The organism is Komagataeibacter swingsii, from assembly GCF_003207895.1.
Taxonomy (GTDB): domain Bacteria; phylum Pseudomonadota; class Alphaproteobacteria; order Acetobacterales; family Acetobacteraceae; genus Komagataeibacter; species Komagataeibacter swingsii.
In genome coordinates this window covers 204,133-228,947 of the sequence record NZ_NKUB01000002.1, presented here as the reverse complement: position 1 = coordinate 228,947, position 24,815 = coordinate 204,133, and the positions used below count along the sequence as shown (strand labels likewise).

The window sequence follows — 24,815 nt, the reverse complement described above, 5'->3', positions numbered from 1 at the left end:
CCGGGCCTGCGCGAAGGCTGCAGCCCGGATTGGCGTTCATTTTCGGAAAAGGCTTTTTCTTGGTGGTGGTGTAGGTGGCATGGTGCCGCGCAGTATGGTCGGTGGCGTCCCGTCGGGCGGGTGGAACGGCGCGGGACCAGGGGCCGGGGATATGGTGGTCGCGTCCCGGGGGTACGGCCCCGGCGGGCCGGACGCGGCTGTCGGCTGCGCCCTGTCAGGCGGCGTGGGCTGGCCCGGCTGTGCGGGTTTTTGGGATGCACCCATCCTCTGTCCTCCTCTGTTCGGGGAATACGGGGGCGGTGTAGGGTCATGTCGGCTTGCATGGGCATGGCGGCGGTCCCGGATGGGCGGGACGGTCGCCAGCCTGCCATGAACGTGCCTGCCCGGGCTGCGTTGCATATATATATCCACGTTATTTATTGTATTTTAAAAATACCCGTCCGGATTCAATAATAAATCATTCAGGAATACATGGAACATTTTGGAAACTGTTTCAGGCAATACTGTATATGACAAGGCAGGCCGTGCCGTTTGCCCTGCCCCGCCAGGGGTGCCGACCCATGGCCATGCATGGCCATAGGCGGGGCGCATGACCGCCTTCACCGCGCCATGCCGGGGTACAGGCCCCATGCAGGCCATATTTTATTACAGTGTACGGGCTGGCAGCTTCACTGGCGCAGGGCACTGACCCCGTCGTGGCGCGTTACCGGAAGGGGCCATGGTGGATACCCGGCAACCTGACAGGTATGGCGCGCATGTCCAATGTTGGGCGGTTTGAATTCATCCTGCTGCTGATCGTCCTGATCGTGGGGCTGGAACTGGTGGCGCGCAAGCTGCGCCTGCCGCCCGCGGCCGCACTGGTGCTGGGAGGGATCGCGATTGCGCTGGTGCCCGGCGTACCGGTGATCGGGATCGATCCCGACCTGGTGCTGATCGTGTTCCTGCCGCCGCTTCTGCTGGCGGGGGCGTATTTTTCCGTCTGGCAGGCATTCCGCACGCATCTTCTGGGCATATTGCAACTGGCGGTGGGCGGGGTTGCGTTCACCACGCTGGCCGTGGCCGTGGCCACGCGCTGGCTCATCCCGTCCATGCCATGGGCGGCGTGCGCGGCCCTGGGCGCGATCGTGGCGCCCCCTGATGCGGTAGCGGCGAAGGCGGTGCTCAAGCACGTGTCCCTGCCTGAACGGATGACGACGCTGCTGGAAGGCGAAAGCCTGCTGGATGACGCGGCCAGCCTTGTGATTTACCGTTTCGCGACCCTTGCGGTGCTGACCGGCAGTTTCCGGGCGATGCACGCCACGGTCACGTTTTTCTTCCTGGCGCTGGGCGGGCTGGTGCTGGGCTGCGCGCTGGCATGGGTCTGGATCAGGCTGCTGGCGCGGGTGCGTGACCGTATCCTCAGCATCACCATGACGTTGCTGCTGCCATGGGTGGCCTATATCGGGGGGGAACAGTTGGGGGCCTCAGGGGTCATCACCACCGTAGTGGCGGGACTGGTGCTGGGCTGGCGGCAGCATGACGTGTTCAGCGCCGATGAACGCCTGCGCTGGGCGGCGGTATGGGAAGTGTTGGTGTTCGTGCTGGAATCCCTCGTATTCGTGCTGATCGGCATTTCGCTGCATGCCATCGTGCTGCGCCATATGGGCACGCCATGGGTGGTGCAGGACGTGTTTCGCCCGGTGGCGGGCATCGTGGCCGTGGTGCTGGTGTCGCGGTTTGTCTGGATGCTGATGACGGAGGGCATGCGGGTCGCGTTCGGGCCGCGCGGCCGGCGGCCGGGATGGCGACCGTTCTTCAGCTTCGTCGCCATCATGGGCTGGTGCGGCATGCGCGGCGTGGTCAGCCTTGCCATCGTGCTGGCGTTGCCTGCGAAAATGCCGAACCGTGACATCATGCAGATCGCGACCTTCGTGGTCATCCTGGTGACCGTGCTGGGACAGGGGACGACCATTGGCTGGGTCATCCGCATGACCGGGGGGGAACGGGGACAGCAACGCGGGCAGCGCCACCACCTGTCGGTATCGCAGGCGCGCGCGCTGATCGCCCGGTCACAGGAACATGCCATGCGGCAACTGGCCTTTGCGCCCGACGGGCAGATCGTGCATTCCCGCCTGCTGGAACAGTACGCCTATCGTGCGGAACTGGCTGAACGCTTCAGCCATGAACAGCAGGCGTTGCAGGGGCGCAAGGACGCGCATTACCGCGCGCTTCTGGCGACCATTGACGCAGGCCGTGCCGAACTGCTGCGCCTGCACCGCAGCGGTGAAATCCATGATGCCGTCCTGCACCAGCTGGAACATGAGCTGGACCTGCAGCAGATGACGGCGGAAGGCGGCCTGATCTGACCCTATCCGGTCGCCTGCGCCATCACGCCTGCCAGCCAGTCGGCAAAGACCTGCAGGCGGCGCGACAGGTGCTTGCGATGGGGATAGAGCAGCGCCATGGGCATGGGTTCCGCCCGGTAGCGGGGCATGACCTCCACCAGTTCGCCCGCCCTGATGTGGTGGCGCACGTCATAGGCCGGGACCTGTATCAGCCCGAGGCCGGCAAGGCAGCAGGCCACAAGGGCCTCGGCGCTGTTGACGCTGACCCGGCCGGGCAGGTCCATGGTCCGGGTCCTGTCGCCTTCCATCCATTCCCATGCCTCCACCCGGTCGGTGGAAGGCGAGGCGTAGCGCACCGCCTCATGCCCCGGCAGGTCGGCCGGGGCGCGGGGCACGCCATGGCGGGCAAGGTAGGCGGGACTGGCCACGTTGATGATGGCCAGTTCCCCCATCCGGCGCGCGATCAGCCCGGAATCGGACAGGGGGCCGACACGCAGCACGCAGTCGATCCCGTCCTCGATCAGGTTGATGGCGCGGTCGGTCACCCCCAGTTCGATCCCGATCTCGGGGTAGCGGTCCAGGAATGCGGGCAGCGCCGGGGCAACCAGCAGGCGGCCGATCCGCCCGGGCATGTCCACGCGCAGCACCCCGCGCGGGTTGCCGCGGTCATGGCGGAACAGGGCCTCGGCTTCCTCCACATCCGCCACCAGCCGCTTGCAGTGGTCATAAAACGCCATCCCGTCCGGCGTGGGGGTAACGGAGCGCGTGGTGCGGGCCAGCAGCCGTGTGCCCAGCCGGGCTTCAAGGTCCTGCACGGCGGTGGAAACCGTGGAACGGGGCATCTTGAGTGTATCGGCCGCCCTGGTGAAGCTGGCGGTTTCCACCACGCGGGTAAAAATGCGGAAAAGGTCGATACGGTCCAAGATTCTCACCGTCAGGCTGCTGGTTTGTTCGTGTTTCCTGACATGTGTTGTCGGGAAAGGGAACTTTATATCCCGATCTTAACTGATAACTTATGGACATGAACGGCGCGGCACAGGTTCGCGCAGTATGAACGGAGGCTGGACATGGCTGATCATAGCATCAAGGGTAAAACGGTCCTGATCGCGGGTGGGGCGAAGAACCTCGGCGGGCTGGTCGCGCGCGACCTTGCGGCACATGGCGCGAAGGCCATTGCCATCCATTACAACAGCGACGCGACCCGGCCCGAGGCGGAAAAGACCCTTGCCGACCTGAAGGCTGCGGGCGTCAACGCCGTTGCATTCCAGGCGGACCTGACGCGCGATGGCGCGGTGGCCGGGCTGTTTGCCGATACGGTCGCGGCCATTGGCCGGCCTGATATTGCAATCAATACGGTGGGCAAGGTGCTGAAAAAGCCGATTGCCGACACCAGTGAAGCCGAATTCGATTCCATGTTCGCGGTCAATACGCGCGTTGCGTATTTCTTCATCAAGGAAGCGGGCATTCACCTGAATGACCACGGCAAGCTGCTGACCATCGTCACCTCGCTGCTTGGGGCCTATACGCCGTTCTATTCCACCTATGCCGGGTCGAAGGCGGCGGTGGAACACTTTACCCGTGCCGCGTCCAAGGAATATGGCGCGCGTGGCATCTCGGTCAACGCCATCGGGCCGGGGCCGATGGACACGCCCTTCTTCTACGGGCAGGAAGCGCCGGAAGCCGTGGCCTACCACAAGTCGGCGGCCGCCCTGTCGCCGTTCAGCAAAACGGGCCTGACCGACATCAGGGACATCGTCCCCCATGTCCGCTTTCTGGTTTCCGACGGGTGGTGGATGACCGGGCAGACCACCCTGATCAATGGTGGCTACACCACGAAGTAATTTAGCAGGTGCCCCCCGCCGTTGACCCACGCATGCTGTCCTGTCCCGATCCTGTCTACCCTTTCAGGGCGACGGGCAGGGAAAGGGTCAGTGCGCGTGGGTCGCGGGCAGCGAGAATGTCTGTTCGGGGGCTTCCGGATCGTTATGCCCGGTCTGCTGGCTGCACGGTTATCACGGTAACTATTGGAAAAGTCGGATCATGATAGTGCTTTAAAATGAAAGGAAGTTTTTGGTGAAGCTTCTTGCAAAAGCTTCGAAAGAACGCCGCCTTTTTGGAAAAAAGGCGGCACCCAAAAACTTTTATTTATTAAATAATTACTTTTAAAACAATAATTTATTGGTATCCGGCGGCCTGCAGTGCAAACAGTTCCGCATATCGTCCGCCCTGGGCCAGCAACTGTTCATGCGTGCCGGCCTGCAGGATGCGGCCATGTTCCAGCACCACAATCCGGTCCGCCGTGCGCACGGTGGAAAAGCGGTGGGAAATCACCAGCGCCGCCTTGCCATGCCGCAGGGCGCGCAGGCGTTCAAACACGTCCGATTCCGCACGCGCATCCAGTGCGGCGGTCGGTTCATCCAGTATCAGCAGGTCCGCATCGCGCATATAGGCACGGGATATGGCGATTTTCTGCCATTCCCCACCCGACAGTTCCCGCCCGTTCGCCACGCGCTTGCCCAATGGCTGGTCATACCCCATGGGCAGCCTGGCCACCACATCGTCAGCCAGCCCTTCATGCGCCGCAGCCTTGATGCGCTGCGTGTCGGCAAGGGCCGTGATCCGGCCCACGGCGATGTTTTCCGACGCGGTCAGGCTGTAGCGGACAAAATCCTGGAAGATTACGCCGATATGCGCGCGCAGGTCATTCAGGTCCATATCGCGCAGCGGCACGCCATCCACCGTAATCCGCCCTTCATCGGGGTCATACAGGCGCGTCAGCAGCTTGACGATGGTGGTCTTGCCCGCCCCGTTTTCCCCCACCAGCGCCACGGTTTCCCTAGCCCCAATAGTCAGGTCCAGATGCCGGATGGCCCAGCGGTCCGTGCCGGGATAGCGGAAGCCCACGTTTTCAAACCGGATGCCCTGTCTGATCGGCGACGGGAAGGGCAGGGCGATCGCAGGCGCGGTGATGGATGGCCGGAGGTCAAGGAACGCGAAGAAATCATTGAGGTACTGCGCCTGGCCTGCGGTCTGCGTAATGCCCAGCAGCAGGCTGGACAGGAGCGAATGCAGGCGCAGGAACGATCCTGACAGGAACGTCAGGTCCCCCACCGTAAACCGTCCGCGCACCGTATCCCACACGATGACCAGATAGACCCCGTAATAGGCGACCGACCCGATCGCCGCGAAGGCCCCGCTCCAGACAAAGCGGCGCAGGGCCAGCCTGCGGTTCTGTTCCAGCACGGTTGCGGCGGCGGCGCGGAAGCGGCCCACCAGGAAATCCCCCAGCCCGAACAGCTTGAGTTCCTTGGCATGTTCGGCACTGGCGCCGACATGGCGCAGATATTCCATTTCGCGGCGTTCGGCCGTCTTGGCGCGGATCAGGCGGTAGCCTTCGGCATTGAAATGCGCCTCTCCCGCCGCCGAGGGCAGGAGGGCGATAACCAGCACCAGCACCATCCACGGCGCGAACGCCACCACGCCAATCGCAAGCGTCAGCGCGGTCACGGCGGTCTGGGCAATGTTGAACAGTTGCACCAGCAGGTTGTTGCGCCCCGACGCCTGCCGGCGTGCGCGTTCCAGAAGGTCCTGCAGGGTGCTGGATTCAAACTGCTGCAGGTCCAGCGTTGCGGAATGGCCCATCAGGGCGAGGCTGACGGAATTGATATAGCGTTCATTCAGCAGCCCATCGACCAGCACGATTGCGCGTGATGTCAGGTCCGACAGGATGATCAGGGCGAATTCCAGCGCAATCCAGCCCTCCAGCCGGGTGGCAGGCCCATGCAGCAGCCAGTCCGGCAGGGAACCCGACGGGGCGGCGTGGGTGCTGGTGCGGATGACTTCATCGACGATCAGCTTGCCAACATACAGCGCCAGTGGGGGCTGGATGGCCTGCACCAGCCGCAGCGCGATACTGGTCAGTGTCAGGGCGGGGCTGCATGTCCATATCTGGCGGAACATGCGTGGTACATGTCCGTACACCCCGAAGCGCGCGGCCAGTCGCGCGCGCCATGACGGGGCAGGGGGGTTATGATGGTCCGGGCTGTCAGGGTCTGCGCTCAATCAGGAACGGCTCCAGCAAGGACGGGGGATGTGCCGGACGGCGACCTCCCCCATATCACGGCCGGGTCGGCATTGCCGACATGGGGCGCGGGTAATGTGGGGAGCTTCCATTACCGCGCAGGCATGTATGGGATGGATGGCTGGTCCGGATCGCGCATCCTGTCCGGCCAAGCAGGTAGCCCGGATGGTCATGCATCAGGGTCGTCGCCGGCTGTGGCGGCGGGTTGCGCGCATGGCGTGGGCAGGCCCAGATGGTGCGTGCCCTTGCGCGCCGCAAGCTGGATCTGGCGTTCACGTTCCGCGTAACGCCTGCGCTGGGCTTCGGTGCGCTGGTCGGCGCAGTGGGGGCAGCTTACGCCTTCCACATAATCCGGGCTGGCGCGGTCCGCCTCACTCAGGGGATTGCGGCAGGCATGGCAGATGTCGAATGTGCCGGGTTTCAGCCCGTGGCCCACGCTGACGCGCTGGTCAAACACGAAACATTCGCCATCCCATAGGCTTTCATCCTCCGGCACGGTTTCCAGGTATTTCAGGATGCCGCCGTGCAGGTGGAACACATCCTCCACCCCTTCGGCACGGACGAAGGCGGTTGCCTTTTCACATCGTATGCCGCCGGTGCAGAACATGGCGATCTTTGGCGTGCGCCCCTGTTCCAGCAGGTCACGCCGCCGGTCGCGGAACCATTGCGGGAATTCCCGGAACGTGCGGGTGCCGGGGTCAATGGCGCCGCGAAAGGTGCCGATTGCGACCTCGTAATCATTGCGCGTGTCGATCACGATGGTGTCCGGATCGGAAATAAGGGCGTTCCATTCATCGGGCGCGACGTAGTGGCCGACATCGCGGCGCGGGTCCAGTCCTTCGATCCCCATGGTCACGATTTCACGCTTTATGCGCACCTTCATGCGGTGGAAGGGCAGGGCAGGCGCGCGGGAAAACTTGACGTCCAGACCGGCACAGCCGGGCAGGGCGCGGATGACGCCAAGGATACGGTCAATCGCGTCATCCGTCCCGGCAATGGTGCCGTTTATGCCTTCATGCGCCACCAGCACGATACCCCGGATGCCCAGTTCGTGGCAGGCATCCAGCAGTTGGGCACGCACGGCGGCGCAATCCGCGAAGGGCGTGAAATGATAGAGTGCGGCCACGCGGACGGGCAGCGTGGCTGCTGTCGCGGCGGGGGCGGTGGAAGGCGGGAAATCTGTCACAATGGCAACCATGCGCTTCAAGGGGGATCGCTGACGCAAGCCCGTCAGTCAAAACAGGACATGCCCGGTCGCCCGCACATGACACCCGCGCAGTCATAGCGGAAATTCCATGCGAATGCACGGGGCCGGGCTGCGCGTTTGCAGGACAGGCTGCAATCGGGGGCGGAGCGTGCTTATATATGCCCGTACCACCTGAATATATGGGAAAATCGTGGATGACCGTTACCCTGTACCATAACCCGGCCTGTGGCACGTCGCGCAACGTGCTGGCCATGATCCGGGCTGCCGGGATCGAGCCGGTCGTGGTGGAATACCTGAAAACACCACCGACCCGCGCCGATCTGGACGTGCTGGCCAGCCGCCTTGTGGTGCCGGTGCGCGACCTGCTGCGCCAGCGTGGCACGCCTTATGCAGAACTGGGGCTGGATGACCCGGCGCTTGCGGATGGGGACATACTGGACGCCATCGCCGCCCATCCGGTGCTGCTCAATCGCCCTGTGGTCATGACCGATCAGGCGGCGCGGCCCTGCCGCCCCAAGGAAACGCTGCTTGAAATCCTGCCGCAGGCGCGTGTCGCCTGATGATTGTAAGAAGTTTTTGGTGAAGCTTTTTCCAAAAAGCTTCAGGAACGTCGCCTTGTTGAAAAAAGGCGACACCCAAGAACGTTTACCAGTAGTTATTTTCAAACAGTTTTTTCATGCTTCCTGCCACGCACGGCATGGATTACGATAAAGAACAGGGTCGTGCCAAGGCTGGCCATGGCGGTCATGCGCTGCGTGTCGTTGACCAGCATGGCCACGAAAATGACAGTCACGCCGCCTAGCGTCGCCATGTTGATGGCCGGAAAAAACGGCAGCCGGAAAAATGACTGCCGCACCGCCGCGGACGCCTGCCGGCGCAATACCATGTAGGACGTGACAATCAGCGAATAGACCAGCAGGATCACGCCACCGCTGCAACTGAGCAGGAAGGCGAATACCGTCCCCGGCGCAAGGATGGATGAAAACGCCACCACCCCCCCGGCCAGCGAATTGGCCATGATGGCGTTGACCGGCGTATGCTGCCGCCCATAGCGTTGCAGCAGGGCGGGCGCATCACCGTGGCGCGCCAGTTCGGCCAGGATGCGCGATGTGATGTACAGGCTGGAATTCATGCAGGACAGCACCGCCGTCAGCACCACGACCTGCATGCATGTAGCCGCCCCCGGTATGCCCATGGCCTGCATGGCGGCGACAAAGGGCGAATGGCCGGACACGATATCCGTCCATGGCACGATCATCAGGATAAGGGCTATGGACAGGCTGTAGAACAGCGTGATGCGCGTGCCAAGGCTGCGGGTGACGTGGGCCACATTGCGCGCGGGTTCTGCTGATTCGCCTGCCGCCACCGTTGCGATTTCAGATCCGATCATGGTGAACAGGACGGTGGGAATGATGGAAATCATCGCTGTCGCGCCATGGGGAAACAGGCCCCCGTGCCCCAGCACGTTCCGCGTGACCGGAACGCCGGGGCCAAATACATGCGCGACGTACAGCGTGCCCGCCCCGATGAACAGCACGATGCTGACGACCTTGACCAGTGAAAGCCAGAATTCGCATTCCCCGAATATGTGGACCGCAGCAAGGTTGATCAGGTTCAGCGCCACGATCAGCGCCGTCGCCAGCAGCCAGACCGGCAGGTTGATCCAGTCATGAAGCAGGATGGCCCCGGCTATGGCCTCGCTGCCCAGGGCGACAAGCCAGAAGAACCAGTACAGCCACCCTGTCGTGAAGGCCGCCCCGTTGCCGTGGGCCATGCGGATGTATTCCACGAACGATCCCTTGCCGGGGCTGGCGGTCACCATTTCACCCAGCATGCGCATGACCAGCATGACCAGCAGGCCCACCGCGACAAACGCCAGCAATGCCGCCGGTCCCGCCGCGGCAATGGCGGCACTGCTGCCAACGAACAGCCCGGCCCCGATGGCGCCGCCCAGCGCGATCATGATGATATGGCGTTGCTTTAGGGTGGAAGCAGGCCGGGAAGGCGGCTGGTGGGTGCCCGTCGTGTCAGACATGCCGTATGTTATTTCCTGAATGGCAAGGGAAGTGATGTAAGCCGTATCGTATGCAGTCGTGCCCGCAGGCGCCGCTATGCCAGGACGATCCGCCCGCGTCCTGTTGCATGGCAGGCCCGAGCGGGCATGCGCCTGTGCCGGTGGCCCGGCGCATGGGGGCGTTCAGCATGCTGATATCGTTTCAGTTTCATCCCTAACATAGGACAGGAACGCGCCGGGTATGTAAAGGGGTACGGTATCCGGGCAGCATGTGACGGATCGTTTATTGTGCGGGGGAAGGAGAGGGAGCTGCCATGTTCATGAAATAATATTTCCATATGGCGGGTTGGATATAAATATAATAAGTGCCATGGCGTGATTTTGTTCGGTAAAACATGTCCAGTATGGCTATCGGCGGGAATGGATTGCAAGCGCCCGGTTCCTGTTATTGCCTTTTGACAGTTTTCCGTAATTTCCAGAAGATACACGCCATGCCCGACCAGAACGTAAAAGTGACCATTATCATGAACCCCACCGCCGGGCGCCGTCGCATGGGACGGATTGCGCGCTTTGCCCGGCAATTGCGCCAGGCGGGGCTACAGGCGCAGGTCGTGCCCACCCGTTACCGGGGCCACGCCACAACCCTCGCGCGCATGGCGGTGCGGGAAGGGACCTGCACCCATATCGTCGCCGCGGGCGGGGATGGCACGGTGGCCGAGGTGGCCGAGGGCATGGCGGGATCCGACATCATTCTGGGCATCCTGCCTGTCGGCACGGCAAATGTGCTGGCCCGGGAACTGCATGTGCCGTTTGATGACGCACGCAATGCCCGTAATATCGCAGCCGGGGCATGTAGCGTTGTCTGGCCCGGGCGCCTGCGGTCCAGTGAAGGGGAATGCCTGTTCGTGCAGATGGTCGGCATAGGCTTTGACGCACATGTGGTGCATGTCGTGTCAACCCGGCTGAAAAAGGCGGTCGGCCGGGCGGCCTATGTGCTGGCGACGCTGGCTTCGCTATGGAAATACACATTCCCGACCATGACCGTATCCGTTGATGGCGTTTCCCATGCGGCGGCGTCGGTCATCGTATCGAAAGGGGCGTTGTATGCCGGGAAATATGTCCTCACCCCCCAGTCCATGCAGCAACACAGGCAGTTTTCGGTTGTCCTGTTTGGCACGGCGGGCATTGGCAGCAGTATCCGCTACGCCATCGCGCTGCTGCGCGGGAACCTGTCACGGCAGAAGGATGTCACGATCCTGACGGCAAGAACAGTTGAAGTTACCAGCCCGCGCAACATGCCCGTACAAAGTGATGGGGACGCACGCGGCCATACGCCTATACGGATCGACATGCCTGATCACGCTCTGCGTATCGCCATATAGCAGGGCGATCAGACCCGGAATGGTCGGCTGCTCCGTACCTGTTTCTGATGCGCCGGGACGCGGAACAGCGGCGACATATCCCAGGTAAACTGTTCAGCAGGTTGCATTATGCCATCCGCCACGGGTTTGTGCCGGCGTGCCATGTCGGAGGGTTTTTGGACCGGCGCCGTGGTCTGTCAGCGGGTCCGCTGCCGGCTGAAGGCAGGCTGTTTCGAAGTATTGGTGTCCGACCTGCGTGCCATGTCGCGTAATATGATGGTGCCAGGCGCAAATGGATGTAAACACGTCGCGTAACCTGCTGGTCCCGTATGCCATGCCAGCCTGTTGAAACGATCAAAGGACACGGTCGGGCATCTTGCCGCTGCTATTCATGATGCGATGGATACGGGTATTGAACCGGCCCGTGTCGATCAGGGATATACAGGTAAAAAGCCTGCGGGGCAGCGCGACCATACAAGATCGTCCCTGATGTTATCAGGCTGCCCGGGACCAGGCACGGCTTCGGGCCGCTGTCACGCTGCGGATTGTCGAACGGTCTTGTGCATCGGCTGCACAGAACCACCGCGCGTGACGCATTATCTTGCATGCCGGCACTGATGAAATGAGGCCGCCGGTCTTGGGGGGACGCCGCCGTGTACAGTCAGAAATGCAGCAAGCCATACTTGCAGACCCGATCCGCTTTTGTTGTTTATCGTTATCTTGCAGTGTAGTTGACGTTTCATAAACTACCGGATGTACCTATCGGGAATCCTGGTCCGGGTTTTCTGTCAACGTGGTGTTGGGGGATGTTCGCTGCCCTGGATAGAGGTGCATTTATTTATACGATATTTATTGATGGCTGATATCGGATCGTTCGTAATTTAGAATTTCAATATCTTTTTTGCAATATTCGGGAGAAGGTGATTTATTTCGTAAAGTATTTATTTCCTGTTTTGATTTTTCATATTCTTTCTGAAACGGCTTTGTGGCATGCCACAGGCTGACTACCGCAGACCCAAGCAATCGTCCCGCCTGCACATCAGTCGGGTAATGAAAGCCACATATAACGCGGCTATTGCCGTAATCTATTCCACGTTGAAGGATAGTTTCCGCGCGATCGGGTACCATCTCCGCCAATACGAGCGCCCATGCCCACCCGATTGCAGCATGTCCGGAAGGATAGGAACTTGTCTTGGCCAGGGCGCTTCCATCCACGCAGGGCTGAAAGTTCATGGCCACATAAGGGCGCGCACGGAATCTGCCTTCCACCTTGATACTTTTCTGGACCGTTTCGACATCTGGTAACGCACGCGCAAGCAGACGTGTCAGATGGGGCGCCTTTTCGGGGTCAAAGGAAATACCCATGGCGCATTCAAATGCGGCGGGCGCCGCAGGCGGCCCCAGAACAGCATCATGTGCCGCGATGTTTCTTCGCGCAGGGGACGCTGTTGCCTGCACCTTGCGCATTGTTTCCTTATCAATATTGTCCTGCGGCGATCCGGGCGAAGGGGCGGGGGAAAGCAATGCGGATGCCCGCGCAAACGGTACCTGGTCGGCATGAATATATCCATGTGGATAATGAGCGGCATCATGCCACAAGACCGTCTTGTTACTGCATCCCGCTTGACAGATCATGGCGCTGGAAGCGGCTACCATGATCATGGTTCTGAAAGACAGTGACTTTTTTTTATACGTAACGATGTCATGCTTCATGGCGAATACACAATATGACCTACATGAACGGATGGAAACCACCATTCGTATTTCGATATATGAACAGGGAACCGCTGTTTTACGCGTTGATCAACCCGGCATTTCCGCGTTCGATTACATAAGTTTTTTCAACCGAAACACTGGATGCAGGGTCGCGGATGTCCGTAATACCCATAAGTCGCGCCGTCATGTTGCGGGGAGAAAAATCAGCAATCACGTATCCCCTTTTACGGCTATCGAAAAATTTTATATCAGGGTTGAGCGGCAGGATCTTCTGTATGTTTTCGTACGCGGGACCCAGGGATGTAATGGATGTTCCCAGAATTTCAGAGGCAACAATCGGTTTTTTCTCGTCATGCGGGCGGGTTCTTATGTTGCTTGCAAAAAACGAATGATAATCGCCACTAAAAATGATGGGATTGGGGGGACGGTAATCTGCCAGGGCCTGCGTAAGCCGGTTACGAGCCGCGTGAAATCCATCCCACGTATCGGTCCAGTAGCGGTAGCCTGTTCCCTTCTGGTCGGGAATACGCAGGGAAGCCACCATCAGGTCCTGCGCGATGATGGTCCAGACCTTGGAATGATCACGGAAACCATCAAACAGCCACTGTTCCTGCTCGGCACCAAGGAATGTACGGCGTGGGTCTTCAAGATCGGAACAGCTTTCAGAGATAACACGCCCGTCTCCATATTTGGGTGGTACGGGACAAGGCTGACGGGATCGATACTGGCGACCATCCAGAAGATCGATAACAGCCAGGTCGCCATATTTGGCGCGGCGATAAATTTTCATTCCGCCATTGGGAAGGCGTAACGTCCTGCGTACAGGCATGTTTTCATACCATGCCTGCCACGCGACACGCTGCCGACGTGAAAAGGCTTCTATGCTTTCTTCCGGCGCAGGTGCCCATATGCCCGAATAATCATCCTTCACTTCATGATCGTCCCATATGGGCAACCATGGCGCGACAGCGTGTGCCGCCTGCAGGTCAGGATCGGTCTTCTGCAGGGCATAGCGCCATCGGTACCCTTCCAGATCGGTGGCTTCGGGCGCACCATAGGAACGAACGGTCAGCGCGGCGCGGGAGGGAGGGGCATTGTGCTCATAAATATAATCCCCCAGGAACAGCACCACATCCGGATTTTCGGCAGCCAGGTGACGGTAGGCAGAATACCAGCCCATTTCCCAGTGGGCGCATGAAGCAACGGCTACACGCAGGGAACTGGTGGGCTGCCCATCACGGGGGAAGGTGAGCGTCCGGCCAATCTGGCTCTGGCTGCCTTCCGCCGTAAAGCGGTACCAGTATGCGCGGCCTGGCTGCAATCCTTCTGCCTCGACATGCACGCTGTAGCCGTTTTCAGCCGTGGCGGGTGTGGAACCCTTGCGCACGATATGGCGCATGTTCTCATCTTCCGCTATTTCCCAGTCAACATTCACGCTGGGTGGAAGGCGGGGCGCAACACCAGGGAGCAGGGGTAGCGTGCCCAGGCGGGTCCATAATACAAAGCCATCTGCCGTCGGGTCTCCGCTGGCCACGCCGAATGGGAAGACAGTGTCCCCCCTATCCGACAGATTGGCCGCATGGACAAGGGATGGCAGGGCCAGCGCCCCTGCGGCACCCAGGAAAGTACGACGCGAAAGAGTGGACATATGCGCTCTCCGTGTAACCATCGTGGTCAGAAATCGCCGCGCACGCGCACGTACCAGGTGGCGGGCCTGCCAGCCAGGCCAATATAGTCGCCGCTGACAAAATAGCCGCGCGTGACGTCATATTGCTTGTTGAAGATGTTCTCGCCAATAGCCTCGAATTTCCAGTGTCCCTGACGTGGCGCAATGGACATGTAGGCACCCCACAAAGTATAGCCAGCTATCGTATCAACAGGGTTGGGACTCCAGTTGGTTGTTCTGACACTGTAATTCATTCCAGTATTCAGGTTATATTTCCCTATCGGCCATGTATAATCAACTGAACCGTTTGCCATGAAATGCGGGACCGAAATGCCTTTTCCTGCCATGTTTTCCACACGCGCGGTATACAGGCCGTCACTGCCCTTGATGGCGCCGGTAACTTCGGTAAATTGGTCATACGCCCCTGTAACATAAGCGCCAGACTGGGAAATGTTCAGTCCTGGAATCGGCGACCATTCGAATTCGTATTCTCCGCCATATTCATGGGACCGGGGTGCATTGACGTATATACCGATGCCCCCCGTATTGGGGTTGACGGTTTCTGCCTGAACCTGACGGTCAAAGTAATCGTAGTAGAAAAAATCTGCATTAAACCGGATATTGTACTTTGGGATAATGATCTTGTTGCCGATTTCATAAGAAAAAAGATTTTCCGGCTTGAATGGCTCTGTCATCGCCGCGACATTGTTGGAATTGTATAGGGTAAATCCGCCGGATTTTACACCTTTTGAAAATGTAAAATAGGCCATATCGTTATGGATCGGATTGTACTCGATGCTGAATTTGGCCGAGGGAAGAGTATAGGACTGGGTACGCTGGCCGACATAGTTGTTCGGGTTTGTTATTACGTTATTAACGATGTAGTGGGCATATACATTGTCCAGATGCCGTGATTCATGCTCCATACGGAAACCACCAACAATATGCAGCTTGGGGGTTATGTCATATGTCAATTGGCCAAAACCGCTGATGGTATTGACTACCTGTGAATACCGTACGTCACCATCGGTCTTATATAGATTGGTAAATCCTGACTGATATCGGTCATTCAGCCATTGATGGCCGTAATAAACCCCGGCGATCCAGTGCAGGCGGCCACCCGTATTGGATGAAAATCGTAGTTCATTCGAAAAAACAGATGCACGTGTCTTGAATGAGACATCGGCAAGGGAAAGGGAAGAATCATCAAAATTATCATATTCGTTGCGTTGCATGTAATCATAGCTAGCCAGGTCGGTAATAGTGAAACCCGGGAGCTTCTTTTCCATGCGAAGATTTGTTCCGCCGGTATCAATATGGCTGAACGGCGTGGTATTGGGTGAAATGCCAATTTCCTTGGCAAATGCCGGGGACGTACCCCATGTGGTGGCATACCGGTCAGGGGATACCTGTATCGGATCTGTCTTGCTCAGTGAAGTGATGGGTGTCCAGGCATGCACGCCATTGGCATCCGATCGGTCGATGCTGCCATGCAGGTTATACTCAAACTTCAGGGTATCGCTAGGCATGTAATCCAGAAGCAGACGCGCGGCGCCCCGGCTGACATTGCCCAGGGATTCGCGGGCTTCAGGATTGTACTGCCATGCGCCGCCCTGCTGGGTTTCGGTTGCAAAGCGAAAGCGCAGTTTATCCGTGATCGGGCCGGATATGTAACCATCAATCTTGGTGTCATTAAAGCGACCATATTGGGCGGCTATGCCACCTTTCAGCGTATCGGTCGGCTTGTTGGTTATGTAATTGATCGCGCCGCCCGTGCTGTTGCGTCCGTACAGCGTGCCTTGCGGGCCGCGCAGTACTTCAACGCGTTGCATGTCAAACATCATGCCATTGATGCCGAACGGGACCGGATTGGCAACTTCGTCGATATAAATACCGACGGTGGGGGAATTGTTACTGGAATATCCTGAAAATCCTACGCCACGGATCGTATAGGTATACTGCCCGCTGCCATAGGAAGGCTGAACCTGCAGTGAAGGTGTCGCGTATTGCAGGTCGAATACGTTGTTGATATTCCTGTTTTCCAGAACCTTGCTGGAAATGACGCTGATTGAAGACGGAATGTTCTGCGCACTCTGCGCACGCCTTTCTGATGTTACAATAACATTTTCAATGCGTGGCTTGGGCGTCGCGGTCCGGGGCGTGGAGGGCGCGTGGGTGGTATGGGGCAGGTTTTTTTTGTGGACTACAGGGCCTGAGGCAGCGGGGAGCGTCTGGCTGTAGGCCACATTGGGAAACGGCAGGATCGCGCCACCAAGGGCAAGTGCCATTCTACGGTTTTTTAGCATATGACTTTTTTTGTACATTGATATGACTTTCCATATATTACTGATGCCTTGGTTGAACCATTTACGGTTACTTTCGTACTTTCCTGCGCGCTATGTATGTTGCTGTTCCATTAATTCATGCCATCGCGTGGCGCCATCCTGTTTCCGTAGCTGGCGCATGGGTTGATCTGGCTTCGGTCCACGCGAACAAAGCACCGGATGCCTTAATTTAAGCGAGAGAAGGGAAGTACTATCAAACTTTCCACATCATGAGAAAAAATATGACCCAGGGATAAGAGAGTTGCAAGAAAAATATTTCTTTAAAGAAACAATTTATGCTGTAACAAAATAAAAGTGATGTATTTGTCCCTGGGCAAGGTGCTTGGATGTTCCCGATGGTTATTTGGTTTTATGTAACATTTACTCAATGACAGCTGATTACAGGCTCACCTTTCTCCTAAACGATGCAGGCTCATCGTGGGGCGGGCAGGAATGCAGGAAAGCCAGCACACCATTGACAACATGGCCTGAAAAATTGCCATCCAACAAAAATGAAGCGACGTGGCCTTTGTTGGCAGGCAGGGTTTGCATACAGGGCAGAAGAACAAGGCCGCCTGGCACCTTTGGTTCAGTAATCCTCATGTTTGGTATCTTGTCCGCAAATATAGATGAAACAGATAAGTCCGATTTTCTTCATAAACGTCTTTGCCATATATCCGGCATCAGGCCGGCAGATCATGCCATGTCCTGCCCTGGCGATGGGGGGGCAGGGTTGCGGCATGGACGCCACGTGCCACAGCGCGGGCAAGCGTATCGGCGGCGACGGAACCCAACCGGGCAATGACCAGTTCGCGGTTCTGCCCCGGTACTTCTTTCTGCGCGGTAGACAGGGCAAAGACCACATCCCCGTCAAACGGCGAATGGATGGGGCGGATTGCGCGGGCAAGCCCGTCCTGCGCCATCATTGCCACGCGCTTGAGTTCATCCGCATCCAGCCGTACGTCCACGGCAATGCAGGCAATGGTGGTATTTGCGCGTGCGCCGGGGTTCAGTTTGGCTTCGCCCCAGTCCTCGCCATAAACCGAACGGGATGATGCGCCCAGACCACCGAATTCACTGTCGATTTCCAGTGGCCCGGCCCAGAAATTGCGTGTGCCCGGCACCACGACCGAACCAAGGCTGTTGACGCAGACCAGCGCGCCAACGGTCATGCCATCGCCGGTCTGGAACGAAGCCGAACCCAGGCCGCCCTTCAGGCTGCCCGCGCCCGCGCCATATCCGCCGCCTGCCGTGCCCAGCGTAAACGCTCCGGCCTTGGCGTGGCGTACCGCCTGTTCCCCCAGCCGGTGATAGGGGGGATTGGTGCCCCACTGCTTGTTCCCGCCATTGGCAAGGTCATACAGCACGGCGGTCGGCACGATGGGGGAAGGCGGCACGCCCTTTTTGGGAATAAGCGAGAAGCCACGCCCCTGTGCCCCCAGCCAGTTCACCACGCCATCCGCCGTTGCCAGGCCGTAGACTGAACCACCGGACAGGACGATGGCGTCAACGCTGCGGACCAGGTTGCCAGCACTCAGCGCATCTGTCTCCCGCGTGCCGGGGCCACCGCCACGCACATCCACCGCACAGGCCGCGCGCTGGTCGGGCAGGATGACCGTAACACCCGTATAGGCGCCGGGATCATCAGCCAGCCCGATTTTCAGGCCGGCGACATCCGTCATAAGGTTCAGTCTGCCCGGTCCGCCCATGCGTGCGGGCATGGCGGCTGAAACAGCATGGGGTACAACCGCCATGCCACCCGTGGCCAGCATGGCCTTGATCAGTTGGCGTCTATGCAATTTCATCACCTTTCAGTCACAGATATCTGTTTGTGGCGTCATAAGGGGGTTAAGGGAGCTGAGGACGTTCTGGACGCATGCGATATGCCGCCCCAAACGACCAAGGCATTGATTATCAGCCCGATCATGCCGGGATTCAGTCCGGCTGGCATGACATGAAAGAAAAACAGGCCCATTCCGGTCAGGTCGCCACATAACAGGCCGGCAATGATGGGAATGGCGGATACCCTACGGTTAAGTAAGGAAACAATAATGCCCGGCGCCAACTGGGTAATGCCGATATAATACAGGTTGTTCAGGATGACCATCAGCCCCGACAGCGATGCCCCGCCCAGTACGGAGACCACAAGATAGATGGCGATTGTAATCTGTGCCCCGATTTTCTGCGCACGGTCGGAATGGCCGGGCATGAGGTTGCGCGAAACCAGCGGTCCCAACGCCAGGCAGACCCCCGCAAGGATCACCAGCGCCGATAATGCGCACCCCCCTGCCACCAGCCCGCGTGCCCAGTGGGGCAGGGTGGCGCAGACCGCGACCATGAAGACATCATTGGGTGATGCAGGTGTCGCGCCCGATGCCCGGACATACAGCGCCATCAAGAACAGGAACGGGAACATGAGCATATAAAATGGCATGAATATCTGGTTTTTCTGCAATGTTCGGGGAGATTTTGCAGTAAACAGGAAGGCGACCGTCTGCGGCGCGACACATAGTCCGATCGATTGCAGTATGATGGTTGAAACGATAAAGGCGTTCCCGCCCGGCAGGACCGGCCCGGCGTTACTGGCGCTGGCGAATTCCGGCATGCCGGCAGGCCAGTGCATGGCATGCATGGCCGCATAACCACCAAGCACGATGGCCGCCACCATCAGAACATCCTTCAGTATGGACACATAGGCGGGCGCCCGAATGCCCGACAGTAATATCCACGCCAGTGTCAGTGACGCGCACAGGCCCGTCATCATCATGCCCGGGATATGCCAGCCCAGGTTACGTACCACCACCATAAGGCCCGCAAACTGCATTTCGCCAAATGGAAGAAGAAATAATGCCGTATTCAGCACAACAAGGATTTCAAGCGCGCGACTGGCATAATGGTTACGGAAAATATCGGCGACGGTTATGCACGCGTAACGCTGCCCCAGTATCCATATGCGCGGGTTCAGGAAATACCCCACAGGATAGGACAGCAGGATATATCCCAGGAACCAGAACCCGAACCCGCTGCCCTGGGTGTATATGCCGGCGGGAAAACCCAGCACGCTGCCAATACTGTATGTTTCACCAATGGTCAGGAAAAAAATGAGGATTGCGCCAAACTGACCCGATGCCACAAAGAAATCGCGCGCGTTCCGGGCAGCATGGCGATACCGGGAGTAAACGGCGATCAGAACGGAAGTCATGATGACAGCCATGAATACGGAAATTTCCATCCCTTATTCCACCGGCTTTCTATCTGCATTGAATCGCGCAGATGAGGAGAGGCGCCAGCAGATATACAGGCATGCCGGAACCAGTATAAAACAGGCGAATATCCAGATTATTTCCAGCGGCGCCCCGAACAGCGTCATCTCCTGCGCGCGCAGGGCAAGACCGCCCCCGATAACCAGACAGTAAGGCAGGCCAAGGCCGACGACCAGCGCTGGCAGGGAAAGGGCGGGGACTGCTTGCATGGTGTCATTGCGTCCGTCCTGATCGTGCATTCCTGTCTGGCCCTGTGCTGTTGTCATGGTGTTACGATGTCATTTCAATGTGCATCACTGCTATGGATAATAGGGAGACGTGGCGATCCGAAAATGCCAGAATTGAACGTTGTACAAAAAACATGCGTCGGGTCATGGATACGGTTGAATCCATTCCGCACATAGTCTTTTACACTCCGCTTTCCTTTTTCGGATTGGTACACCTGCCTGCCATTCAGCCGGGGGCATGATTTTACATTATACGGCAAGCCGGAAGTGACAGAATATTTTTCGTTGCAGTAAGGCATGTTGGCTTTTGGTATATGGCCATGGGTTGCTTCGGGTAAGGGGAGGCCATTACTGTCCAAACCACCAAACTGTATTTTTGTAAGGCCCACTGTCTTTCCCGGCCTGTTTCTGTTCGCCAGGGTGGCCCGGGATGTCGTGACGTTCAGTGCCTTGTTGTGTTCATACGTGTCCTGTTCATATCCACAATTCTGCGTCTCGCGGCCAAGATGGGCAATGGAGCCGCCGGCACGCCGCAGATGGCCCGCATGAACTGTTGCATCGCTGATATCGATGGTTTCAGGCTGTGGCGCAGCCTGAATGCCGGCCCGCTGCCTGTCGGGGGCGGATTGGGGTTTGTGTTCGTTCGTCATCACCGATGCCGCAAAGACATCGGTACAGGTTGGCAGGGCGCTGGCCAACAGGACCGTGACCCGGTCTGTCGTCGTTATCTTTCCATATTCTTTCATTGCATATACGCTCCGTTCAGAAATTATGGGAAGCTTGGCAGCCGAACAATGCGAACCTGTTTCCCCCATTCATGACGGGGGCAGCGGCCAGCATGGCACGGGACCACGCGCCGTTTCATACAGGGCCGCCAGCCGGATGGCCTGCAGGTCGGCAAAGCGCGGTGTTACGATCTGCGCCCCGATGGGCATCCCGCCGTGTGAAAAACCGCAGTGGATGGATATGGCGGGCTGTTCGGACATGTTCCACGGGACGGTAAAGGCAATGTGGTCAAAGGAGCGTTCGGGGTCGTTGGTCGGTCCGGGATATTCAGCGGGGAAACTGACATTGGGCGTGGTAGGCGACAGGACAATGTCAACATGTTCAAATAGTTGAGCACATTTTTGCCGCATGGCAAATGTCTGTCCCAGCCCGTCCACGGCAGCGACGCCGCTGACCTTCTCGCCACGTTGCGCCCATGTGCGGATGAAGGGCAGCACCTTTTCCAGCCGGTCGGGGGGAAGCTGGCTCAGTTCCGCCCAACTGCGCGCGGACCAGTACTGGTCCAGCCCCGACAGCATCGCCGGCGTCATGACCGGGTCCACCGGGATGATTTCGGCCCCCATGTCGGCAAACACACCGGCCACGTTTTCAATCGCGACCCGGATTTCATCATCCAGCGTCAGCCCGCAGCCCGCATCCAGCATCAGCCCGACCTTCAGGCCGCGTACATCCATGCCCTTGTAATAGCTGTCCCAGTCGATATCGGCATAAGGCAGGCTGGTCGCATCACGCGCGTCGGGCAGGGACAGCACGTTCATCATCAGGGCCGCATCGCCCACCGTGCGTGTCATGGGGCCTGCGCAGCGGCCGATATAATACGGATCGATGGGAATGCGCCCGAGCGAGGGCTTGAACCCGACCAGCCCGCACCACGCCGCCGGCAGCCGGACGGAACCACCAATATCCGTGCCGACATGCAGCGGCCCGTAACCCGCCGCCGCAGCAGCAGCAGCGCCCGCGCTGGAACCGCCGGGGTTACAGGCCAGGTTCCATGGGTTGCGCGCCAGCGGGTGGAATGTCGAAAGCCCCGACGACAGCATGGCGAAATCGGGCACCGTGGTTTTTGCGAAAATCAGCGCGCCCGCTTCCTTCAGCCGGGCGGCGGGCGGGGCGTCCTGCGTTGCGGGCACCAGCGTGCTGGCGATGCTGCCCTGCGGGATGGGCAGGCCCTTGGTCGCGATCAGTTCCTTCAGCGTCGCGGGCACGCCGTCCAGGATGCCGCAGGGGCGGCCGTTCATCCACCGCCGTTCCGACTGGCGCGCTTCACTGACAAGCCTGTCGGGTTCGTAGGCGTACAGCGCCCCAAGCGTGCTTTCCCAACGTGCGATATGCGCGATCAGCGCATTGGCGTATTCAACCGGGGAAAGGGTTCTTTTCCGATAGGAAGAAAGGAGTTCTCGTGCCGTCAGGTCCATCATGGGCGTAGGTTTCTTTCATTTCCCTTCACACCCTGTAATTACAGGGAGGATATTGGGGGAAGGGATAACTTATTTCGATAACATGATGGTATGGGCGGCCCGCAGATCCTGAATATCCCAAATTTGTGCGCAGGGTGGGATATAAAACGATCTACAATCGAAACGATATTGTAAAGTCATGCCTTTTTGGGCCAGTCGGGGCAGGATTTTTCTGGTTTCCTACTTTTTCCTTAAACTATTACGGCCTGACGTATATGTTCGAGGCCATTGGCCCGCTGCGTATCAATGGGGAATGTGTATGTCGCTTAAAGCCCTGCAACTGTTCCTGATCGTGGCGCAGGCGGCATCGCTGCGGCAGGCCGCCCAGCGACTGAACATGACCCCCACCGCCCTGCGCCGCCAGATCGACAGCCTTGAATATTATTTCGGATCGGAACTGATTGACCGCAATGCAGGCGGCATCCGCCTGACCGAGGCAGGCCAGCTGCTGCTGGGGCAGGCGGCGCGCATCCTGAATGATATCGCGGTGACCCGCACGCAGATCGACGACCTGAAGCAGCTGAAACGCGGCACGGTCAGGATACAGGCTGGTGGCGCGATCGTGGCCGAATTGCTGGTGCCCACTATCTGCACGGTGCATGAACGCTATCCCAACCTGCGCTTCCATGTGTTTGAAAGCAGGGCGTCCGGCCTGGTCGAGGCCCTGACCGATGGCGGCATCGACCTGGTGGTCAGCCTGTTTACCCCCGAGACGGCCCAGTCCTTCGTCAGCCATAGCATACAGCTCAGGCACAGCGTGATCGTCAGTACGGATCACGCGCTGGCCTGCAGGCCGCACGTGACCATCAGGGAACTGGCATGCCATGCGCTGGCCATTCCCGATGAATCCTTTGGCGTGCGCCGCGAACTCAACCGCGCGGCGCGGGCCTGCGGCATTACCCTTGACCCCGCATTCGTGACGGGTTCGCTGGTCATGCAGAAGGAAGTCGCGATGCGTGGCATGGCCGCCCTGGTCCTGCCCCCGGAATGTTGCCGGCGTGAAATACAGGACGGGCTGCTATGCGCCATACCCATCCAGCCCGCCAATGCCATCAGCGCGCGGCTGGACCTGTGCAGCCTGCCCCAGCGGCGCAAGTCCTTTGCCGGCCAGGCGCTGTTTGACGCGCTGGCGCAACAGATGCACATCGGGTTCACGACGGGCGCCCTGGAACGCGTGAACGAAAGATAATGCGTGAATGAAGGGGCGCGGGCATGATCCCGGCCAGCGCGGCGGCCGTTGCCGGGAATGGTCGCCCCATATGATATCAAGTGGGGACACGGGCCATGCGCGCCGCGCGGCCTCCATTTCCTGGCCCTGGGAAATTCACTCCCCAGACCAGTGGGTCACATGATATATTTGTCCCCGACATGACAACCCAGATGATGATCGAACTGATTGCCGTCCTGACGGCCGTGCGTGACGATGTGCCGCAGGTCATGACGATCGACCATGGTCGCCTGCTGCCCTCCGGTCCGCTGGAAAGTACCCACCGCTCCCTGCAGGCCGGGGTCCGGGCATGGGTGGAGCGCCAGACCGGCCACCCCATCGGGCATGTGGAGCAGTTATATACCTTTGCCGACCATGACCGGCTGCTGGCCACGGGGCAGGGCAGGCTGATCGCCATTTCCTACCTGGCCCTGACCCGCAGCCACGCGGGGGAGACGGGCTGGCGGGACTGGTACGACTACTTCCCGTGGGAAAACAGCAAGTCGGATGCGGGTCGCGACTGCCTGGCTATTATCGAACGCCTGCTGTGCCGGTGGGTGGCGGACATGGACAACGCCGCCATGCGCGTGCGGCAGTGGCAGCGATGCGTCAGCCTGTTCGCCATTGGCGACATGGTGGCGTGGAATGACGAACTGGTGCTGCAACGCTATGAACTGCTGTATGAGGCGGGGCTGGTGGCCGAAGCGGGGTGCACGCCGGAAGATGCCGTGCCGGGGCAGGCAATGCATCATGACCACCGGCGCATACTGGCCACCGGCATGGCGCGGTTGCGTGCAAAGATACGTTACCGGCCTGTTGTGTTTGAACTGATGCCGGAGGAATTTACGCTGCTGCAATTACAGCGCGTGATGGAAAGCCTGTCGGGTATCCATATCCATAAACAGAATTTCCGTCGCCTGATCATGCAGCAGCAACTGGTTGAGGAAACAGGCGGAATTGAGGAAAATACCGGCGGCCGCCCCGCCCGGCTGTACCGTTTCTGCGGGGAAGTCAGGCAGGCGCGGCAGTTTGTCGGCACCAAGATTCCGTTATTCCAGCCCTGATGGAAAAAAAGCACCTCACGAAAAACCGGATTGACAAGAGGCAGGTTTGCCTTTGCAACTATCGCACCGGCCCCTGCCGCTTGGCTTATACTCAATATGAGCATAAATGGTACGCACG

General features: G+C 59.2%; 18 protein-coding genes. 6 read left to right on the top strand and 12 right to left on the bottom strand.

Annotation, left to right across the window (positions count from 1 at the left end; translation table 11 throughout):
- Nucleotides 1–755 precede the first annotated feature (755 nt).
- Complete coding sequence (locus CFR76_RS02785; protein ID WP_110555838.1) at nt 756–2,345, top strand: cation:proton antiporter; 1,590 nt, start codon at nt 756–758, stop codon at nt 2,343–2,345.
- A gap of 2 nt (nt 2,346–2,347) precedes the next feature.
- Here CFR76_RS02785 and CFR76_RS02780 read toward each other — a convergent pair whose 3' ends face one another.
- Nucleotides 2,348–3,247, bottom strand: a complete 900-nt coding sequence (locus CFR76_RS02780) for a LysR family transcriptional regulator (protein ID WP_167402039.1) — start codon at nt 3,245–3,247, stop codon at nt 2,348–2,350.
- A gap of 144 nt (nt 3,248–3,391) precedes the next feature.
- On the opposite strand from CFR76_RS02780, the gene CFR76_RS02775 reads away from it, so the two are divergent.
- Nucleotides 3,392–4,165 (top strand): SDR family oxidoreductase, encoded by a 774-nt coding sequence (locus CFR76_RS02775; protein ID WP_110555711.1) that lies wholly within the window; start codon nt 3,392–3,394, stop codon nt 4,163–4,165.
- Nucleotides 4,166–4,499: 334 nt separating this feature from the next.
- Here the strand turns inward: CFR76_RS02775 and CFR76_RS02770 are convergent, their stop codons facing one another.
- Both CFR76_RS02770 and trhO read right to left on the bottom strand, forming a co-directional pair.
- Nucleotides 4,500–6,386: an ABC transporter ATP-binding protein gene (locus tag CFR76_RS02770; protein ID WP_110555710.1), complete on the bottom strand. Its 1,887-nt coding sequence runs from the start codon at nt 6,384–6,386 to the stop codon at nt 4,500–4,502.
- Nucleotides 6,387–6,574: 188 nt separating this feature from the next.
- Nucleotides 6,575–7,603, bottom strand: a complete 1,029-nt coding sequence (gene trhO, locus CFR76_RS02765; RefSeq protein ID WP_208623913.1) for an oxygen-dependent tRNA uridine(34) hydroxylase TrhO — start codon at nt 7,601–7,603, stop codon at nt 6,575–6,577.
- A gap of 203 nt (nt 7,604–7,806) precedes the next feature.
- On the opposite strand from trhO, the gene arsC reads away from it, so the two are divergent.
- Entirely contained in the window at nt 7,807–8,172 is a 366-nt protein-coding gene (gene arsC / locus CFR76_RS02760; protein ID WP_110555708.1) for an arsenate reductase (glutaredoxin), read from the top strand.
- A 101-nt stretch (nt 8,173–8,273) separates the two neighbouring features.
- On the opposite strand, the gene CFR76_RS02755 is transcribed toward arsC, so the two are convergent.
- Nucleotides 8,274–9,647, bottom strand: coding sequence for an amino acid permease (locus tag CFR76_RS02755; RefSeq protein WP_110555707.1), 1,374 nt, complete (start codon nt 9,645–9,647; stop codon nt 8,274–8,276).
- 470 nt (nt 9,648–10,117) lie between these two features.
- Between CFR76_RS02755 and CFR76_RS02750 the strand changes: the two genes are divergently transcribed.
- A complete protein-coding gene (locus CFR76_RS02750) occupies nt 10,118–11,008 on the top strand; it encodes a diacylglycerol/lipid kinase family protein (RefSeq protein WP_110555836.1) in 891 nt (296 codons plus the stop codon).
- Between the two features lie 828 nt (nt 11,009–11,836).
- Here the strand turns inward: CFR76_RS02750 and CFR76_RS02745 are convergent.
- The 8 genes from CFR76_RS02745 to CFR76_RS02715 form a co-directional block, all read right to left on the bottom strand.
- Nucleotides 11,837–12,700 (bottom strand): acid phosphatase, encoded by an 864-nt coding sequence (locus CFR76_RS02745; RefSeq protein ID WP_167402038.1) that lies wholly within the window; start codon nt 12,698–12,700, stop codon nt 11,837–11,839.
- Between the two features lie 79 nt (nt 12,701–12,779).
- Nucleotides 12,780–14,351, bottom strand: a complete 1,572-nt coding sequence (locus CFR76_RS02740) for an alkaline phosphatase D family protein (RefSeq protein ID WP_167402037.1) — start codon at nt 14,349–14,351, stop codon at nt 12,780–12,782.
- 26 nt (nt 14,352–14,377) lie between these two features.
- Nucleotides 14,378–16,657 carry a TonB-dependent receptor gene (locus CFR76_RS02735; protein ID WP_244191740.1) on the bottom strand — a complete coding sequence of 760 codons (2,280 nt, stop codon included), beginning with the start codon at nt 16,655–16,657 and terminating at the stop codon, nt 14,378–14,380.
- 719 nt (nt 16,658–17,376) lie between these two features.
- Nucleotides 17,377–18,498 carry a P1 family peptidase gene (locus CFR76_RS02730; RefSeq protein WP_110555703.1) on the bottom strand — a complete coding sequence of 374 codons (1,122 nt, stop codon included), beginning with the start codon at nt 18,496–18,498 and terminating at the stop codon, nt 17,377–17,379.
- A gap of 32 nt (nt 18,499–18,530) precedes the next feature.
- A complete protein-coding gene (locus CFR76_RS02725) occupies nt 18,531–19,925 on the bottom strand; it encodes a sodium:solute symporter family protein (RefSeq protein ID WP_110555702.1) in 1,395 nt (464 codons plus the stop codon).
- A 3-nt stretch (nt 19,926–19,928) separates the two neighbouring features.
- Nucleotides 19,929–20,165, bottom strand: coding sequence for a hypothetical protein (locus CFR76_RS02720; protein WP_244191738.1), 237 nt, complete (start codon nt 20,163–20,165; stop codon nt 19,929–19,931).
- Nucleotides 20,166–20,239: 74 nt separating this feature from the next.
- A complete protein-coding gene (locus CFR76_RS17640; RefSeq protein ID WP_146222626.1) occupies nt 20,240–20,929 on the bottom strand; it encodes a hypothetical protein in 690 nt (229 codons plus the stop codon).
- A gap of 69 nt (nt 20,930–20,998) precedes the next feature.
- Nucleotides 20,999–22,387 carry an amidase gene (locus tag CFR76_RS02715; protein ID WP_110555700.1) on the bottom strand — a complete coding sequence of 463 codons (1,389 nt, stop codon included), beginning with the start codon at nt 22,385–22,387 and terminating at the stop codon, nt 20,999–21,001.
- Between the two features lie 298 nt (nt 22,388–22,685).
- Here CFR76_RS02715 and CFR76_RS02710 point away from each other — a divergent pair, with 298 nt between their 5' ends.
- Nucleotides 22,686–23,615, top strand: a complete 930-nt coding sequence (locus tag CFR76_RS02710) for a LysR family transcriptional regulator (RefSeq protein WP_110555699.1) — start codon at nt 22,686–22,688, stop codon at nt 23,613–23,615.
- Nucleotides 23,616–23,806: 191 nt separating this feature from the next.
- Nucleotides 23,807–24,697, top strand: a complete 891-nt coding sequence (locus CFR76_RS02705) for an NUDIX hydrolase (RefSeq protein WP_110555698.1) — start codon at nt 23,807–23,809, stop codon at nt 24,695–24,697.
- Nucleotides 24,698–24,815 lie beyond the last annotated feature (118 nt).

Coding starts and splice junctions, on each gene's coding strand:
- CFR76_RS02705 (WP_110555698.1), top strand. CDS start 23,807: ATGATGATCGAACTGATTGCCGTCCTGACGGCCGTGCGTGACGATGTG.
- trhO (WP_208623913.1), bottom strand. CDS start 7,603: ATGGTTGCCATTGTGACAGATTTCCCGCCTTCCACCGCCCCCGCCGCG.
- CFR76_RS02750 (WP_110555836.1), top strand. CDS start 10,118: ATGCCCGACCAGAACGTAAAAGTGACCATTATCATGAACCCCACCGCC.
- CFR76_RS02710 (WP_110555699.1), top strand. CDS start 22,686: ATGTCGCTTAAAGCCCTGCAACTGTTCCTGATCGTGGCGCAGGCGGCA.
- CFR76_RS02785 (WP_110555838.1), top strand. CDS start 756: ATGTCCAATGTTGGGCGGTTTGAATTCATCCTGCTGCTGATCGTCCTG.
- arsC (WP_110555708.1), top strand. CDS start 7,807: ATGACCGTTACCCTGTACCATAACCCGGCCTGTGGCACGTCGCGCAAC.
- CFR76_RS02740 (WP_167402037.1), bottom strand. CDS start 14,351: ATGTCCACTCTTTCGCGTCGTACTTTCCTGGGTGCCGCAGGGGCGCTG.
- CFR76_RS02755 (WP_110555707.1), bottom strand. CDS start 9,647: ATGTCTGACACGACGGGCACCCACCAGCCGCCTTCCCGGCCTGCTTCC.
- CFR76_RS02725 (WP_110555702.1), bottom strand. CDS start 19,925: ATGGAAATTTCCGTATTCATGGCTGTCATCATGACTTCCGTTCTGATC.
- CFR76_RS02745 (WP_167402038.1), bottom strand. CDS start 12,700: ATGAAGCATGACATCGTTACGTATAAAAAAAAGTCACTGTCTTTCAGA.
- CFR76_RS02715 (WP_110555700.1), bottom strand. CDS start 22,387: ATGATGGACCTGACGGCACGAGAACTCCTTTCTTCCTATCGGAAAAGA.
- CFR76_RS02720 (WP_244191738.1), bottom strand. CDS start 20,165: ATGCAAGCAGTCCCCGCCCTTTCCCTGCCAGCGCTGGTCGTCGGCCTT.
- CFR76_RS02735 (WP_244191740.1), bottom strand. CDS start 16,657: ATGGCACTTGCCCTTGGTGGCGCGATCCTGCCGTTTCCCAATGTGGCC.
- CFR76_RS02775 (WP_110555711.1), top strand. CDS start 3,392: ATGGCTGATCATAGCATCAAGGGTAAAACGGTCCTGATCGCGGGTGGG.
- CFR76_RS17640 (WP_146222626.1), bottom strand. CDS start 20,929: ATGAAAGAATATGGAAAGATAACGACGACAGACCGGGTCACGGTCCTG.
- CFR76_RS02730 (WP_110555703.1), bottom strand. CDS start 18,498: ATGAAATTGCATAGACGCCAACTGATCAAGGCCATGCTGGCCACGGGT.